This window comes from Leifsonia sp. C5G2, assembly GCF_013359685.1.
Lineage (GTDB): Bacteria > Actinomycetota > Actinomycetes > Actinomycetales > Microbacteriaceae > Leifsonia.
On sequence record NZ_JABFMV010000016.1, the window covers coordinates 22,006 to 36,019 of the forward strand.

The window sequence follows — 14,014 nt, forward strand, 5'->3', positions numbered from 1 at the left end:
CCCTCACTTCGCGTCGTGCAGTGCCAGCGTGAACCGCCCGTCGTCCGACGGCTCCACCCCGGCGGCGCGGGCGAACGCGTCGAAGGCGCGGGCCGCGGCCTCCCGGTCGTCGTCCGGCATGGCGGCGATGACGGCGGCGATCGCGTCGCGGCGGTGGCCGATGACGCGTTCGACGAGGCGTTCGCCCTCCGGGGTGAGGGTGAGGCGCACGTAGCGGCGGTCGTCGGGGTTCGATTGGCGCTCGATCAGGCCGGCGCGCACCAGCTTCTCGGCGGCACGGGTCGCGTTCGAGGCGTGCACGCCGAGCTCGGTGGCGATGTCGCCCGGGTTCTGCGGGCCGCGCGTCGCGATGCGGACCAGGATGCGCAGCTGCGGCGAGGTGACGATGTGGTCGACCTCCATCACCGACCTCGCGGCCACCCGCATCAGTACGTCCGCGGCCCGGAGGGCCGCCTCAACGGGTTCGTCGTCGCTCACGGCTCCTTTCTACCGTGAACCCACCCCATTGCGGGTGCGCAACGCTTGCGAGCCCGCCTGTACGCTGTGTCCACCCCGTCCCGGACCCGTAGACGACGTGTCGAGACGCGGCAGGGCCTGACCTCGTATTCTCGAACCTGGGCCAGTCCCGTTTCAGCGAAGAAGAGGAGCGACATGAGCTACGCCGTGACCAACCCCGCCACAGGCGAGACGGTCAAGACCTTCGACACCATCAGCGACGCCGACCTGCAGGCCGCGATCGCTGCGGCCGACCACGCGTTCCGCACGTGGTCGCGGTCCACGTCCGTGCAGGAGCGCGCGGCCCTCGTCCGCCGCGTCGGCGAACTGCACGTGGAGCGGCGGCAGCAGCTGGCCGACATCATCGTGCTCGAGATGGGCAAGCCGGTCGAGCAGGCCCTCGGCGAGGTGGACTTCGCCGGAGCCATCTACGAGTACTACGCGGACCACGCGGACGAGTTCCTGAAGGACGAGCCGATCCGGCTGCTCGACGGCGACGGCTCGGCGGTCGTCCGCCGCTCGCCGCTCGGGGTGCTGCTCGGGATCATGCCGTGGAACTTCCCCTACTACCAGGTCGCCCGCTTCGCCGGACCGAACCTCGTCATCGGCAACACCATCCTGCTGAAGCACGCGGAGCAGTGCCCGGAGTCGGCGGCCGCCATCCAGCAGATCTTCCTCGACGCGGGCTTCCCGGAGGGCGCCTACGTCAACATCTACGCCAGCCACCCGCAGATCGAGACCGTGATCGCGGACCCGCGCGTGCAGGGCGTCTCGCTCACGGGCTCCGAGCGTGCCGGTGCAAAGGTCGCCGAGATCGCCGGCCGCAACCTCAAGAAGGTCGTGCTGGAGCTGGGCGGCTCCGACCCGTTCATCCTGCTCTCCACCGACGACCTGGATGAGGCGGTGCAGAACGCGGTGGACGCGCGCCTCGACAACAGCGGCCAGTCCTGCAACGCCGCCAAGCGGTTCGTCGTGATCGACGGCCTGTACGACTCCTTCCTCTCGAAGTTCACCGAGAAGCTGGCGGAGGTGGAGGCGTCCGACCCGACCAGCGAGGACTCCGCCCTCGGCCCGCTCTCGTCGCTGAAGGCGGCGGAGAACCTCGACGAGCAAGTCAAGCGCGCGGTCGACAACGGCGCGACGCTGGTCCGCGGCGGCGGCCGCAACGGCGCGTTCTTCGAGACGACCGTTCTGACCGACGTGACCTCGGAGAACCCGGCGTCGAAGGAGGAGTTCTTCGGGCCGGTCGCGCAGGTGTTCCGCGCGAAGGACGAGGACGACGCCGTGCGCATCGCCAACGACACCCCGTTCGGCCTCGGCTCGTACCTCTACACGACCGACAAGGACCAGGCGGAGCGCGTGGCCGACAAGATCGAGGCCGGCATGGTCTTCGTGAACGTCGTGCTCGCCGACGGCGCGGAGCTGCCCTTCGGTGGCGTGAAGCGCTCCGGCTCGGGCCGTGAGCTCGGCCGCTTCGGCGCGGACGAGTTCGTCAACAAGAAGCTCATCCGCGTGGGGAGCGACTGGTAGGTCGCGTCGCGCAGAGACGAAGGAGTCCCCGGCCGGATCGGCCGGGGACTCCTTCGTCTCTGCGCGAGGCGGGTCGCCTCAGTTGAAGGTGACCACGACCTTGTCACCGTCGATCTTGATGTCGGCGCTGATGTAGCCGGCCGCGCCGGTCAGGTTCTCCGATGCGGGGTTGCCGCTGAAGTCGGTGCCGGTGATGACCGCGGAGAACTTACCGGGGCCGATCTTGAACTGGTAGTAGGAGTCGGCGTCGTCGATGGCCACCGTCGGCGACTCGTCCACCTTCACGGCGACGGTCGACGAAGACACGGCCAGGTTGCTCGGGTAGCTGAGCTCGATCCCGCAGTCCTCGATGTCGTAGTACGACGTCTTGGTGGCGCACTCGGCGTAGTGCGCGTCTACCTGCTTCTGCACCTCGTCCAGGTACGCCTTCGACGGTGTCAGCTTCAGGTTCTTCAGCTGATAGGTGTCGGCGGCGACGGTCAACACGGGGGAGCCGTCCAGCTCGTAGAACTTATTGGGGGCCTGGATGGTGTAGACACCCGGGTACGCGATCGTCTCCGAGTCGGCGGAGGTGATGGAGTGCTCCGCCCCCGGCACCGAGTAGCCGGGGATGGTGGAGGACACGTAGGGCAGCTGGTACGTCAGGCCGCGGCTCACGTACCAACCCTTGTCGTCCTTGTCGAGCTCGATCGTCCCGCGGTAGGACTTGCCCGCGAGCTTGTAGGTCACGCTGACCTGGGTGAGGTCGGAGCTGCGGCTGCTGAGGGTGCGGGCGACGGTCGGGGCGGTGATCCGCTTGGCCTGGCCGAGGACCTTGTCCGTCAGCAGGAAGTCCTCGTCGCCGCCGTCGAGCCGCGCCAGCTTGTTGGCGGCGGAGGCGTTGCCCTTGGCGATGTCGTTCAGGTACTCCTGCGCGACCGACTTGGCGCCGGATCCCCCGAGCAGGTTCGCGAGCAGAACGATCGCCACGATGACGACGGCCGCGAACGCCAGCGCTCCACCGATCACCCACCACACCCAGCGCGGGACCACGGGCTTCTTCTTCTCGGCCGGCGGCTGGCCGTACGCGCCGGGCTGCGGAGCGGCGTACGGGTTGGGCTGCGGTGCGGCCTGCTGCTGCGGCGGGACATCCGGCGCGACCGGCGCAGGCTCGGCGGCGGCGGGCGTCGCGCCCTCCGCCGGTCGCTCGTTCTCGGGCACAGTCGGGTCGCTCACGATTCCCCCTCATCGACATGTACGGCTGGGCGTCCACCGAGAGGACGCGCGCCGCTAAGAGAACTCTCAGAGAATACCAGTAAACCCGTATGCTGCCCGCTGGCCCAGCGGCGAAGATCATCCGGTGGGACGATTCCGCCGGCCGTGTGCCGTGCTGGGATCGGAGGATGACGGTTCCCCCGCCCCGATCGGCGCCCACGCCGCAATCCCCGCCCACACCCCGGCGGCTGCTCGCGTTGCTCGGGGTCGCGCTCGCCGGTGGTCTGCTCGTCTTCCCTCCTCTCCTCGTCGCGGGGATGGCGGCCGCCTACATCCGCGCCTGGCTCGGCCTCGGCTCCATCGACCCCACCTGGAACGACGGCGACGGCGGTCTGGTGCTCGTCGCAGTGGTCGTCGTGCTGCTCCTCCTGGTGGCCGTGGGCGCCGCCGTGGTGGCGATCTCGCGGCGCGGACGCGTCCGTCCCGCACCCGCCGCAGCCCTCTCCATCGCCGTGTCCGTCGCCGTCGCCGTGCTCGCCGTGCAGGCGATGACGTCGCTCGGCTGACCGATTCCCAGCGATCTCCTGTAGTCTGGCGGGAACCTGACCTGCCGTTCTCTCCTGACGAGCCTCCGCACGCATACCCGCGCCGCGGAGCGCTCCTCCCGATCCGGCTGTACACGTCCGCGCAGAGCGCGGTCACCCGGGGCCGCCCACGCGGCCCCTCTATTTGGAAACACGAAGGAAAGAAACGATGGCCACAGGCACCGTTAAATGGTTCAACACGGAAAAGGGCTATGGCTTCATCGCCCCGGATGACGGCTCTGCCGACGTCTTCGCCCACTACAGCGAGATCCAGTCGACCGGCGGATTCCGCAACCTGGAAGAGAACCAGAAGGTCGAGTACGAGACGACCCGTGGGCCGAAGGGCCTGCAGGCGTCCGACATCCGCCCCCTCTGACGCGTGACGGCGCGGGACCGGCTCTCCGGTCCCGCGCCGCACCTCTGAAAACGGCCGTCCAGGGCGTACCGTGTGCCCGGGAGGCGACATGGGATACCTGGTCTACGACAGCAGCACGGTCATCAACTTCGACGACCGGGTGCTCGCGCACCTCGAGGTCGTCATCGTGTCCAAGCTCCGGCGCAAGGAGTCCTTCGCCCTGAGCTGGCGCGAACCGTCGGACAACGGCGACGGCCGGACGACCATCTGGGTCGATCCGTCCATTCCGCTCCGCTTCCGCTTCGCAGGCTCCCGTCCTCCGACGCTCGACCGGGAGTGGATCGACAAGCTGGCCGCGGCCGCCGCGAGTTCCGCCGGGCTGATCGCCATCGACGAAGACGGCCAGCAGGTCATCGGCTCGACGCACGAGCGCGGCCTGTAGTCCCCCCCCGACGCTGTCTCTCGGCAGCGGCACCCCCTTCGCTACCGTGTGCCTGCGGCGCTCTGCTCCGCCGCGGACGAGGGGGACGGCATGCACCCGACGGAGCTCACTCTCGGCACCTGGACGGTGTTCGGCGGAGGCACCTTCGTCGACCTGATCGCGGCGACGACGAACGCGCTCAATGGCGCCCTGCTGGCCCGGCGCCCCGACCACTTCCGCGACTACACGTTCGTCGGGATCGTGCTGATGGCCGTCATCGGCGGCATCGCGGGCGGAGTCACCCGCGACGTGATCCTGGAGGAGCCGCCGTCGGCGTTCACGAACCCCGCCTACATCGCGTTCTGCCTCGTGGCGGGGGTCGTCGGCTATTCCGTGGCCTACGCCGGAGGCCAGCTGTTCCGTGAGGGACTGTTCCAGTTCATGACGTCGTTCTCGCTGCCCTGGTACGCGATCATCGGGGCGCAAAAGGCGGTGGAGGCCGGCTACCCGGTCCTCGGTGCGCTCGCCATCGCCGTCATCGCGCCGACCGCCGGGCGGTTCCTGATCGACGTCACCAGTGGGGTGACGCCGAAGCAGTTCGTCCGCGGCGAGTGGTTCATCGCGACCGCGGTCGGCACGGGCCTGATCTGGATCGTGCTCGACGGGGTGGGCGTGCCGTACTGGCTGAGTGTCGCGGCCGCGTTCCTCGCCGGGTTCGTGTTCCGCGTGCTCGCCCTGTATCGCGGGTGGGAGGAGCCGCTCGCCCGGGGCCCGAAGGGGCTCAAGGTGCACCCGGACAGGCGGCCGCTGCTCGGTCGCAAGCTGGCGGGCCGGTCGCAGGAGGAGCTCCGGATGCTCGGCCTCGCGGTCGACGACGGCAGTGCCGGCTGACGGCCGGGCGTCAGCTGTCGTCCGCACCCAGCTGGTCGAGCGCGTGGCGGGCGAGGCCGGCCATGCGCGGGTTGTCGTCCGACGCGGTCGCGAGAGCGGAGGCCATCGCGACCGCCCACCCGCGTGCGCGGCGCCAGGTGGCCGTGTCGGGCGGAGTGGGGAGCGCCAGGCGGAACCGCTCCCGAGCGTCCCCGTCGAAGGTCAGCCACGCGGTCGCGAGGTCGGTGGCCGGATCGCCGGACGTGACGTCGCCGAAGTCGAGCACCGCGCGCAGGCCGCCGTCGGCGTCGAGCAGCAGGTTGCCCGGATGGAGGTCGCCGTGGAGCAGCAGCGGAGGGCCGTCCCAGACGGGCGCGTCGAGCGCCTCCCGCCAGGCCTGTTCGAGGGCGGCGACCTCCATCCGCCCCGAGAGCGAGCGCAGCCGGAGGCCAACCGTCTCGTTCCGGTCCGCGAGCGGGACGCCGCGCACGGGGTTGCGCGGAGCGTCCGGCGCCGGGACGGCGAGCTCGCCGAGGAAGAGCGCCAGCGGCTCGGCGAGCCCGGCGCGGCGGACCGCGGCGACCGAGGCTCCGTCGACGCCGTCCACCCACTCGACGACGCTCCAGGGCCAGGGGAACGTCTTCGACGGGACGCCGACGCGCACCGGCGCGGGCACGGGCACGCTGACGCGGGCGGCGATCGCGGGCAGCATCCACTGCTCGTGCTCGATGAGGTGCGCCGCGACCTCGCGGCGCGGGATGCGCACGGCCAGGGCGTCGCCGAGACGGAAGAGCCGGTTGTCCCAGCCGTCGGACACCAGCCGCAGCGGCCCCGCGAGGTCGGGATGCTGCTCGGCCAGCAGACGCGCGACGAGCGCCTCGTCGACGGGGATGTCGGCTGCCGGGGTGTCGCTCACCGCTCGACCGTAGCAGGGCGGCGCGGATGATACCGCGGCGCGCACGAATCGTGCGCTTCGGTCTGCAATCCGCCGATTCCCTGCGTTCAGAGCCAAACAGATGCGCGGTTCTGTGTGCGAGCATAATCGGGGAGGTTCCATGACCGAGAAGTCCACCGTGTCCGCCGAGCGCATGCACGCCGTCACCCCGGAGACCCGGGAACTCGTCGACCTGGTGCTCGAATACTCGCGCCGCCGCATCCTGAGCGAGGACACGCCGCTCGACAAGCCGCTGCCGGAGTTCGAACTGCGCCGCCTCGCCGGGCAGACCGTCTCCGAGCGCGGGATCGGCGCCGAGCGCGCGCTCGCGCTGTTCGAGCACGTGCTCGCGCCCGCCTGCATCACGACGGACCACCCGCGCTACCTCTCCTTCATCCCGACGGCGCCGACCAAGGCAGCGACGGCGTTCGACCTGGTCGTCTCCGCGAGCGCGGTCTACGGCGGCTCGTGGCTCGAAGGCTCCGGCGCCGTCTACGCCGAGAACCAGGTGCTCTCCTGGCTCGCCTCCGAGTTCGGGCTCCCGCCCACGTCGGGCGGGGTGTTCGTGCAGGGTGGGACGCTCGGCAACCTCTCCGCGCTCGTCGCCGCGCGCGACGCGGCCCGCACCGAGCGGGGCAACCCGTCCGGCCGCTGGGTGATCGTGTGCAGCTCGGAGGCGCACTCGTCGGTGTCGTCGGCGGCCCGGGTGATGGATGTCGACGTCGTCGCGGTCTCGCCCGGCGAGTCCGGCGTGCTCGCGGGAGACGCGGTGCGGACGGCGCTGGAGGAGTACGGCGACGCCGTGTTCGCGGTCGTCGCCACCGGCGGATCCACCAACTTCGGGATCGTCGACGACATCGCCTCGATCGCCGCCCTGAAGTCGGAGTTCTCGTTCTGGCTGCACGTCGATGGCGCCTACGGCCTCGCGGGCATGCTGTCGCCGCTGGCCCGGCACCGCTTCGCCGGTGTCGAGGACGCCGACTCGGTCATCGTCGACCCGCACAAGTGGCTGTTCGCGCCGTTCGACGCGTGCGCGCTGATCTACCGCGACCCGGAGGCCGGCCGTCGCGCTCACACGCAGCACGCGGAGTACCTCGACACCCTCACCGAGACGGTGGAGTGGAGCCCGTCCGACTACGCCGCGCACCTCACCCGCCGGGCGCGCGGGCTGCCGTTCTGGTTCTCGCTCGCCTCCCACGGCGCCGCGGCCTATCGCGACGCGGTCACCGCCTCCATCCGCCTGGCGGAGCGGATCGCCGACGAGATCGAGGGACGGGAGGGATTTCGGCTGGTGCGCCGGCCGCAGCTGTCGGTGGTCGTCTTCGAGCGCGACGGCTGGAGCAAGGAGGACTACGCCGTGTGGTCGGCCCGGCTGCTGGAGGAGCAGCGGGCGTTCGTGACGCCGAGCTCGCACGCGGGCCGCCCGAACACGCGGTTCGCGGTGCTGAACCCGCTGACCACGTTCGAGGACCTGGTCGGCATCCTGGACACCATGGAGTGATCGCCGCAACGACGAAGGCCCCATGCTCGCGCACGGGGCCTTCGTCGTTCGAGAGGGAGAGTGTCAGACGATGTCGTCCGACTCGCTCGCCCGTCGCGTCACACGCTCGCCCGTCGCAGGATCGACGGCCGTGCGGGTGGTGGCGACAGAGGAGCGACGCCGGGTGAGCAGCACGATCCCGATGATGATGCCGATGACTCCGGCGACCATCAGGATGTAGCCCACCAGGTGCAGGTCGATCCAGCCGACCTGGAGGTTGAGGGCGAACGCGAGGATCGCTCCGATGACGACCAGGAAGATGCCGGCGCCGAGACTCATCTGTGCCTCCCCTCCGGGCCTAGACCCGTCGGCTTCCGGTGAGCAGCCGCACCAGCCAGACGATCACGGCCAGGACGAGCAGGATGATGCCGACCCACAGGAGGAAGTTCAGCGACTGCACGAAGCCTCCGGTGAGCAGCAGGATGATCGCGATGATGGCGATGATGATGAGCAGGATGTTCATGGAGAAGTGTCCTTTCCTAGACAGGAACCAGCAAACGACTGGTTCAATTGCCTAGCAATCCCCTTGACTTCAACTCCGTTTCGGCCTACTTGAGCGCTCGGATGCGATCCGGTCGACGGTCTCGCGCATCTTCGTGAGGAACCGGGTGACGGTCTCCGCCTCGTCCGGGCTGAGCTCCGCGGTGGCGGCGTCGATCTGCTCCTGCGCCGCGGCGAGCAAGGGGCCCGTGTCCCCGAGCGCTGCGCCCGTCGGGACGAGCTCCACCGATCGCTTGTCGGTTCTGCTGGGCCGCCGCTCCAGGAAGCCGGCGCGCACCAGGCGGTCGACGAGCAGCGTGGTGGAGGCGCTGGAGACGCCGAGGTACGCGCTCACGTCCTTCGCGAAGGTGGGGCGACCGGCGGCGGTGTTGTCGAGGATCAGACGGAGCGCGAGCAGGTCGTTCTCGCCGATTCCCATGGCGGCCCCGGTGCGGCGGCGCATGGCGGCCTCGGCGGCACGGTAGACCTGCAGCGCTTCGAGAACGCCCGTGTCGGGCCGCGGCTGCTCCGGTTCGTGCTTCACTCCTCCCAGTCATCCCCCGCGGCCTCGTCGGCGCAACGGGGGTGGACCCGACTGTCGGCGGATTCACGGCGACGCGATGCGCGGGTATGCTCGCGCGGTGGACGAACGAGTACTTCTCGACCGCTATGTGCTGCGGGATCGGCTGGGACGCGGCGGAATGGCGACGGTGTTCCGTGCGTTCGATCGGCGCCTCGAACGGGACGTCGCCGTGAAGCTGTTCGCTCAGGGAACAGCCGTCGACGACGCCCGGCGGCGGACCGAGGCGACCATGCTCGCCCGGCTGAGCCATCCGCACCTGGTCGGATTGCACGATGCGCACCTGGCCGCCGACGGCGACAGCACCCCCAGCTTCCTGGTGATGGAGCTCGTGGACGGCGAGGACCTCCGCACGAGACTGCAGGACGGTCCCCTTCCCCCGGAGGATGCGGTGGAGGTGATGGCCGGCATCGCGGAGGCCCTCGTCGTCGTGCATGAGGCGGGCATGGTGCACCGCGATCTGAAGCCCGGCAACATCCTGCTCGCCGACGCGAGCGTGCCGGGCGGGCGGCCGGTGGTCAAGCTCGCCGACTTCGGTATCGCGCACCTGGTCGGCTCGGAGCGGATCACCACGATCGGCACCGTCATCGGAACGGCGGGCTATCTCAGCCCGGAGCAGGTCTTCGGCGGCGAGCCGGGACCGTCGGCGGACATCTACTCGCTCGGGCTCGTCGTGCTGGAGGCCCTGACGGGCGTGCGCGAGTATCCGGGGACGCCGGTGGAGGCCGTGGCCGCGCGGGCGGCGCGCGACCCCCGCATCCCGGCCTCCCTCCCCGAGGACTGGCGCGGGCTGCTCGGCGCGATGACCTCGCGCGACCCGGCGCTCCGGCCGAGCGCGCTGGAGGTCGCGGTGATGGCGCGCGAGCTCGCGCCCGAGCTGGCGGGCTGGGCGCCCGAGGAGGCCACCGTTCCGCTCGGCGACACCGCGCCGACCGTGGTGCACGCGCGTGGGGCGGGGGCGGCCGCCGCGGGTGGAGCGGCCTTCGCCGCGGCCGGTGCGGCGGCCGCCGCCGGGGGTGCGACCGGCGCGACCCGGCTGCTGCCGGCGACCCGGCGCCGTCGCCGCGGCATCCTGACCGGCGGCGCCGTCGCTGGCTCGATCCTCGCGGTGGCCGCGACCCTGGCCCTCGGAAGCATGATGGCTCCCGCGAGCGAGGAGCCGCAGAGCGTCCCGACGACGCCGCGTCCGACGCCGAGCGTGCAGGCGCCGCCGGCCACGGTGACGCCGGTCGACACGACGACGCAGCAGCCGCAGCAGGAGGAGGACAGCTCGGACCAGCAGCAGGTGCAGCAGGAGCGGCCGGCAGGCCCACCCGGCGGCAACAAGGGCAAGGACAAGGGGAACGGGCCGGGCAAGGACCACGGCGGCGGCCCGGGCAAAGGCAAGGACTGACCGCTTCCCGACCCGCCCCTTCGCCGGTACTGTCGGGGGGTGCCCGAGCAGACCAAGACCGCCGCGATCATCGTCAACCCGGTGAAGGTGGATGAGCCGGCCCTCCGCGAGGCGCTCGCCGCCGCGGAGCAGCGCCACGGCTGGGGCGAGACGATGTGGATCGAGACCACGGAGGACGACCCCGGCGCCGGTCAGGCGCGGGAGGCGCTGGACCGCGGCGCCGACGTCGTGATCGCCGCGGGCGGCGACGGGACCGTCCGCACGGTCGCAGAGGCGCTGCAGGGCACGGGCGTGCCACTCGCGCTCCTCCCCTCGGGGACGGGCAATCTGCTCGCCCGCAACCTGAACCTCACCCTCGACGACGTGGAGAACGCCCTCGACTCCGCCTTCGGGGGCGACGACCGGCCGATCGACGTCGGCGTCGTCGAGCTGCGCGACGGCGACGGTCCCACCCGCAAGCATTCGTATCTGGTCATGGCGGGGGTCGGCATCGACGCGCAGATGATCGCCGCCACCGACGACGACCTGAAGGCCCGGCACGGCTGGCTCGCCTATGTCAAGGCGATCGGGACGGTGCTGCGCGACAAGAACGAGCTGCGCCTCCGGTACGAGCTCGACAAGAAGGGCGTCCGCTCCGTGCGCGCGCACACGGTGCTGATCGGCAACTGCGGGTCGCTGCCGGCCAACATCCTGCTGCTCCCGGAGGCAGCGGTCGACGACGGCGAGTTCGACATCGTCGTGCTGCGTCCGGAGGGCTTCATCGGCTGGGTGCAGATCGCCGTCAAGGTCTTCTGGGAGAACGGCATCCTCCGCCGCACGACCGTCGGCCGCCGGCTGATGGGCGCCGACCGCGAGGTGCGCGCGATGAACTACCTGAAGGGCCGCGAGTTCGTGATGCGGCTGAACCGGCCGCAGGAGGTCGACCTCGACGGCGACCTGTTCGGACGCGCGTCGGCGCTGCGGACGTGGGTGGACCCGCTGAGCCTGATCGTGAAGGTGCCACACGTCGATTGACGTGCGGCACCACACGATTCAGGAGCGCGCCAGCAGCTCCAGCGTGTCGACGACGCGGTTGGAGAAGCCCCACTCGTTGTCGTACCAGGCGACGACCTTGATGTGCCGGCCGTCCACGCGGGTCAGCGCCGCGTCGAAGATCGACGAGGCCGGCTGCCCGGTGATGTCGCTCGACACCAGCGGGTCGTCGGCGTAGTCCAGGATGCCGCGCAGCGGTCCGTCGGCGGCGGCGCGGTAGGCGGCCAGAACCTCGTCGCGGGTGACGTCGCGGGTGACGGTCGTGTTCAGCTCCACGATCGAGCCGACCGGCACAGGCACCCGGATGGAGTCGCCCGAGAGCTTGCCGTCCAGCTGGGGGAGCACCAGGCCGATCGCCTTCGCGGCGCCGGTCGTCGTCGGCACGATGTTGACCCCGGCGGCGCGGGCACGGCGCAGGTCGCGGTGCGGGCCGTCCTGCAGGTTCTGCTCCTGGGTGTAGGCGTGCACGGTGGTCATGAAGCCGTGCTCGATGCCGGCGAGGTCGTCGAGCACCTTGGCGAGCGGTGCGAGGGCATTCGTGGTGCAGGACGCGTTGGAGACGATGACGTGCTTCTCGGGGTCGAAGGCGTCGGTGTTCACGCCGTACGCCAGGGTGACGTCGGCGCCGTCGGCCGGCGCGCTCACCAGGACGCGCTTCGCGCCGGCGGTCAGGTGGGCGCGGGCGGCCTCGGCGGAGGTGAAGCGGCCGGTGGACTCGAGCACCACATCCACGCCGAGCTCCGCCCAGGGCAGGTCGGCCGGCTCGCGCTCGGCCAGCACGCGGATGGGCGCGCCGTCGACGACCAGGGTGTCGCCGTCGACCTCGACGGTGCGGCCAAGACGGCCGAGCGAGCTGTCGTACTTCAGCAGGTGGGCGAGGGTGGCGGGCGCGGTCAGGTCGTTGATCGCGACGACCTCCAGCGCGGAGTCGCGCTCCAGCAGGGCGCGGAGGGTGTTCCGGCCGATGCGGCCGAAGCCGTTGATGGCGATGCGGGTCATGGGTTTCCTTTCTCGAACCGCATCCATGCTGCGCGCCAGTCCCGCCCGACGACAGTGGCGCGCAAGACGCCTTGCGCAAGCATCCCGCCACACATCGCGCCAGGCTCCACAAGCATCCCGCCACGCCCGCCACCCTTGGCCGCCGAGTGGTGAGTCGTCGCGGTCATCCACGCTGAGTGGTGACAAGATGCGGCGACTCGGGTGGCGATCAGGCCGAGAACGTGTGCCGGTACTCCGTCGGAGAGGTGCCCAGGATGCGCTGGAAGTGCAGCCGCAGGTTCGCGCCCGTGCCGAGCCCCACCCGGGCCGCGATCTGCTCGACGCCCAGGTCGGAGCGCTCCAGCAGCTCCCGGGCGAGGTCGATCCGGGCGCGCAGCACCCACTGCATCGGCGTGTAGCCGGTGTCCTCCACGAACCGGCGGGAGAAGGTGCGGGCCGAGACCTTGGCGTTGCGGGCGAGCACCTCCAGGGTCAGCGGCTCGGCGAGGTGGGCGAGGGCCCACTCCCGCGTCTCCGCGAACAGGTCGCCGAGCGGCTCCGGAACGCTGCGCGGCACGTACTGCGCCTGGCCGCCACTGCGGTACGGCGCCGCGACCAGCCGGCGGGCCACCCGGTTCGACAGCCCGACGCCGTGGTCGCGCCGCACCAGGTGCAGGCAGAGGTCGATGCCGGAGGCGGCCCCGGCGGAGGTGAGGATGTCGCCCTCGTCGACGAACAGCACGTTCTCGTCCACGCGCACCAGCGGATGCCGTTCCGCCAGCGCGCGGGTGTAGTGCCAGTGCGTCGTGGCGCGGCGGCCGTCGAGCAACCCGGTCGCCGCCAGCGCGAAGGCCCCGGTCGAGATCGCCGCGAGCCGCGCGCCGCGCTCGTGGGCGGCCAGCAGGGCGTCGACGACGGCCGCGGGCGGCTCGGTGGTCGCCGGCGTGCGGTAGCCGGGCACGAACACGGTGTCCGCGTGCTCCAGCGCCTCCAGGCCCTCCGCGACGTGGTACGAGAGGCCGTCGCCTCCCGTGACCAGGCCCGGCGACGGGCCGCAGACACGCACCTCGTACGGCATGCTCGGCCGGTGCGAGAACACCTGGGCCGGGATGCCGACGTCGAGCGGCTTCGCGCCCTCCAGCACCAGGACGGCGACGCGGTGGTCGCTCATCGCGGAGCGGACACGATCTGCAGCAGGGCCGCGCGCAGGGCGGACGGGTCGTCGACCTGGGGGAACACCTCGTCCTCCAGCCCGCGCACCGCGGCGAACGCGGCACGGCCCGCGTCGGTGATCGCGAGCACGTGGCGGCGGCGGTCGACGGGATCGGGCGCCCGGGTGACGAGGCCCTCCCGCTCCAGCCGGTCGACCGTGCGCGACATCGTCTGCGGCTCGACCTGCGCCATCCGGGCGAGGTCGGACTGCGAGTCGAAGCCGAGCTCGAGCAGGTGCAGCACGATCAGGCCGGCGTGGGTCAGCCCGCGCTGCTCCAGAGCCTCCGCCCAGGCGCGCTCGACGGCACGGGATGCGGCCCCGAGCAGCCGGCCGAGCGGCCAGTTCTCGGGCCGGTGCTCCTCGGCCTCCGCCTCACGCCTGTCCACCCCTCCATCGTACGGATGTTGGGGCCGGG

17 protein-coding genes are annotated in these 14,014 nt (G+C 71.3%); 8 read left to right on the forward strand and 9 right to left on the reverse strand.

All coding sequences use genetic code 11. The annotated features are described in order from the left end of the window. Positions 1-3 precede the first annotated feature (3 nt). Positions 4-477: a MarR family winged helix-turn-helix transcriptional regulator gene (locus HNO83_RS17390; RefSeq protein WP_349627278.1), complete on the reverse strand. Its 474-nt coding sequence runs from the start codon at positions 475-477 to the stop codon at positions 4-6. 174 nt (positions 478-651) lie between these two features. Here HNO83_RS17390 and HNO83_RS17395 point away from each other — a divergent pair, with 174 nt between their 5' ends. Continuing rightward, positions 652-2,025, forward strand: coding sequence for an NAD-dependent succinate-semialdehyde dehydrogenase (locus HNO83_RS17395; RefSeq protein ID WP_175338799.1), 1,374 nt, complete (start codon positions 652-654; stop codon positions 2,023-2,025). Positions 2,026-2,103: 78 nt separating this feature from the next. Here the strand turns inward: HNO83_RS17395 and HNO83_RS17400 are convergent, their stop codons facing one another. Continuing rightward, on the reverse strand, positions 2,104-3,240 hold the full coding sequence (locus HNO83_RS17400) for a nuclear transport factor 2 family protein (RefSeq protein ID WP_175338800.1): 1,137 nt from the start codon (positions 3,238-3,240) through the stop codon (positions 2,104-2,106). Between the two features lie 167 nt (positions 3,241-3,407). Here HNO83_RS17400 and HNO83_RS17405 point away from each other — a divergent pair, with 167 nt between their 5' ends. The 4 genes from HNO83_RS17405 to HNO83_RS17420 all read left to right on the forward strand — a co-directional run bounded on the left by HNO83_RS17405 (position 3,408) and on the right by HNO83_RS17420 (position 5,470). Continuing rightward, positions 3,408-3,785, forward strand: a complete 378-nt coding sequence (locus tag HNO83_RS17405; protein WP_175338801.1) for a hypothetical protein — start codon at positions 3,408-3,410, stop codon at positions 3,783-3,785. A 187-nt stretch (positions 3,786-3,972) separates the two neighbouring features. Then, on the forward strand, positions 3,973-4,179 hold the full coding sequence (locus tag HNO83_RS17410; protein WP_175338802.1) for a cold-shock protein: 207 nt from the start codon (positions 3,973-3,975) through the stop codon (positions 4,177-4,179). An 88-nt stretch (positions 4,180-4,267) separates the two neighbouring features. Further along, positions 4,268-4,600, forward strand: a complete 333-nt coding sequence (locus HNO83_RS17415) for a DUF7882 family protein (RefSeq protein WP_175338803.1) — start codon at positions 4,268-4,270, stop codon at positions 4,598-4,600. A gap of 90 nt (positions 4,601-4,690) precedes the next feature. Beyond that, positions 4,691-5,470 carry a TRIC cation channel family protein gene (locus HNO83_RS17420; RefSeq protein WP_175338804.1) on the forward strand — a complete coding sequence of 260 codons (780 nt, stop codon included), beginning with the start codon at positions 4,691-4,693 and terminating at the stop codon, positions 5,468-5,470. Between the two features lie 10 nt (positions 5,471-5,480). On the opposite strand, the gene HNO83_RS17425 is transcribed toward HNO83_RS17420, so the two are convergent. Further along, positions 5,481-6,365 (reverse strand): aminoglycoside phosphotransferase family protein, encoded by an 885-nt coding sequence (locus tag HNO83_RS17425; protein WP_175338805.1) that lies wholly within the window; start codon positions 6,363-6,365, stop codon positions 5,481-5,483. A 139-nt stretch (positions 6,366-6,504) separates the two neighbouring features. Here HNO83_RS17425 and HNO83_RS17430 point away from each other — a divergent pair, with 139 nt between their 5' ends. Next, positions 6,505-7,884, forward strand: a complete 1,380-nt coding sequence (locus tag HNO83_RS17430) for a pyridoxal phosphate-dependent decarboxylase family protein (protein ID WP_175338806.1) — start codon at positions 6,505-6,507, stop codon at positions 7,882-7,884. A 63-nt stretch (positions 7,885-7,947) separates the two neighbouring features. Here HNO83_RS17430 and HNO83_RS17435 read toward each other — a convergent pair whose 3' ends face one another. The 3 genes from HNO83_RS17435 to HNO83_RS17445 all read right to left on the reverse strand — a co-directional run bounded on the left by HNO83_RS17435 (position 7,948) and on the right by HNO83_RS17445 (position 8,947). After that, the gene (locus HNO83_RS17435; protein WP_175338807.1) at positions 7,948-8,202 is read right to left on the reverse strand and encodes a DUF6458 family protein; all 255 of its coding nucleotides are present in this window, start codon (positions 8,200-8,202) and stop codon (positions 7,948-7,950) included. A gap of 19 nt (positions 8,203-8,221) precedes the next feature. Then, positions 8,222-8,386 carry a hypothetical protein gene (locus HNO83_RS17440; protein ID WP_167552371.1) on the reverse strand — a complete coding sequence of 55 codons (165 nt, stop codon included), beginning with the start codon at positions 8,384-8,386 and terminating at the stop codon, positions 8,222-8,224. Positions 8,387-8,455: 69 nt separating this feature from the next. Beyond that, a complete protein-coding gene (locus HNO83_RS17445) occupies positions 8,456-8,947 on the reverse strand; it encodes a MarR family winged helix-turn-helix transcriptional regulator (RefSeq protein ID WP_175338808.1) in 492 nt (163 codons plus the stop codon). A 97-nt stretch (positions 8,948-9,044) separates the two neighbouring features. Here HNO83_RS17445 and HNO83_RS17450 point away from each other — a divergent pair, with 97 nt between their 5' ends. Continuing rightward, positions 9,045-10,376: a serine/threonine protein kinase gene (locus tag HNO83_RS17450; RefSeq protein ID WP_349627279.1), complete on the forward strand. Its 1,332-nt coding sequence runs from the start codon at positions 9,045-9,047 to the stop codon at positions 10,374-10,376. Between the two features lie 39 nt (positions 10,377-10,415). Continuing rightward, the gene (locus HNO83_RS17455; protein ID WP_175338810.1) at positions 10,416-11,390 is read left to right on the forward strand and encodes a diacylglycerol/lipid kinase family protein; all 975 of its coding nucleotides are present in this window, start codon (positions 10,416-10,418) and stop codon (positions 11,388-11,390) included. An 18-nt stretch (positions 11,391-11,408) separates the two neighbouring features. Here HNO83_RS17455 and gap read toward each other — a convergent pair whose 3' ends face one another. The 3 genes from gap to HNO83_RS17470 form a co-directional block, all read right to left on the reverse strand. After that, positions 11,409-12,407 (reverse strand): type I glyceraldehyde-3-phosphate dehydrogenase, encoded by a 999-nt coding sequence (gene gap / locus HNO83_RS17460; protein ID WP_175338811.1) that lies wholly within the window; start codon positions 12,405-12,407, stop codon positions 11,409-11,411. 208 nt (positions 12,408-12,615) lie between these two features. Continuing rightward, a complete protein-coding gene (locus tag HNO83_RS17465) occupies positions 12,616-13,557 on the reverse strand; it encodes a GlxA family transcriptional regulator (protein WP_175338812.1) in 942 nt (313 codons plus the stop codon). Beyond that, the gene (locus HNO83_RS17470) at positions 13,554-13,985 is read right to left on the reverse strand and encodes a MarR family winged helix-turn-helix transcriptional regulator (RefSeq protein ID WP_175338813.1); all 432 of its coding nucleotides are present in this window, start codon (positions 13,983-13,985) and stop codon (positions 13,554-13,556) included. The genes HNO83_RS17465 and HNO83_RS17470 overlap by 4 nt, the downstream gene beginning before the upstream one ends. Between the last annotated feature and the right edge of the window lie 29 nt (positions 13,986-14,014).

Bases quoted from the DNA above. Each gene is read 5' to 3' on its own strand.
- HNO83_RS17465 (WP_175338812.1), bottom strand. From the start codon at position 13,557: ATGAGCGACCACCGCGTCGCCGTCCTGGTGCTGGAGGGCGCGAAGCCG.
- HNO83_RS17440 (WP_167552371.1), bottom strand. From the start codon at position 8,386: ATGAACATCCTGCTCATCATCATCGCCATCATCGCGATCATCCTGCTG.
- HNO83_RS17410 (WP_175338802.1), top strand. From the start codon at position 3,973: ATGGCCACAGGCACCGTTAAATGGTTCAACACGGAAAAGGGCTATGGC.
- gap (WP_175338811.1), bottom strand. From the start codon at position 12,407: ATGACCCGCATCGCCATCAACGGCTTCGGCCGCATCGGCCGGAACACC.
- HNO83_RS17435 (WP_175338807.1), bottom strand. From the start codon at position 8,202: ATGAGTCTCGGCGCCGGCATCTTCCTGGTCGTCATCGGAGCGATCCTC.
- HNO83_RS17405 (WP_175338801.1), top strand. From the start codon at position 3,408: ATGACGGTTCCCCCGCCCCGATCGGCGCCCACGCCGCAATCCCCGCCC.
- HNO83_RS17430 (WP_175338806.1), top strand. From the start codon at position 6,505: ATGACCGAGAAGTCCACCGTGTCCGCCGAGCGCATGCACGCCGTCACC.
- HNO83_RS17420 (WP_175338804.1), top strand. From the start codon at position 4,691: ATGCACCCGACGGAGCTCACTCTCGGCACCTGGACGGTGTTCGGCGGA.
- HNO83_RS17415 (WP_175338803.1), top strand. From the start codon at position 4,268: ATGGGATACCTGGTCTACGACAGCAGCACGGTCATCAACTTCGACGAC.
- HNO83_RS17395 (WP_175338799.1), top strand. From the start codon at position 652: ATGAGCTACGCCGTGACCAACCCCGCCACAGGCGAGACGGTCAAGACC.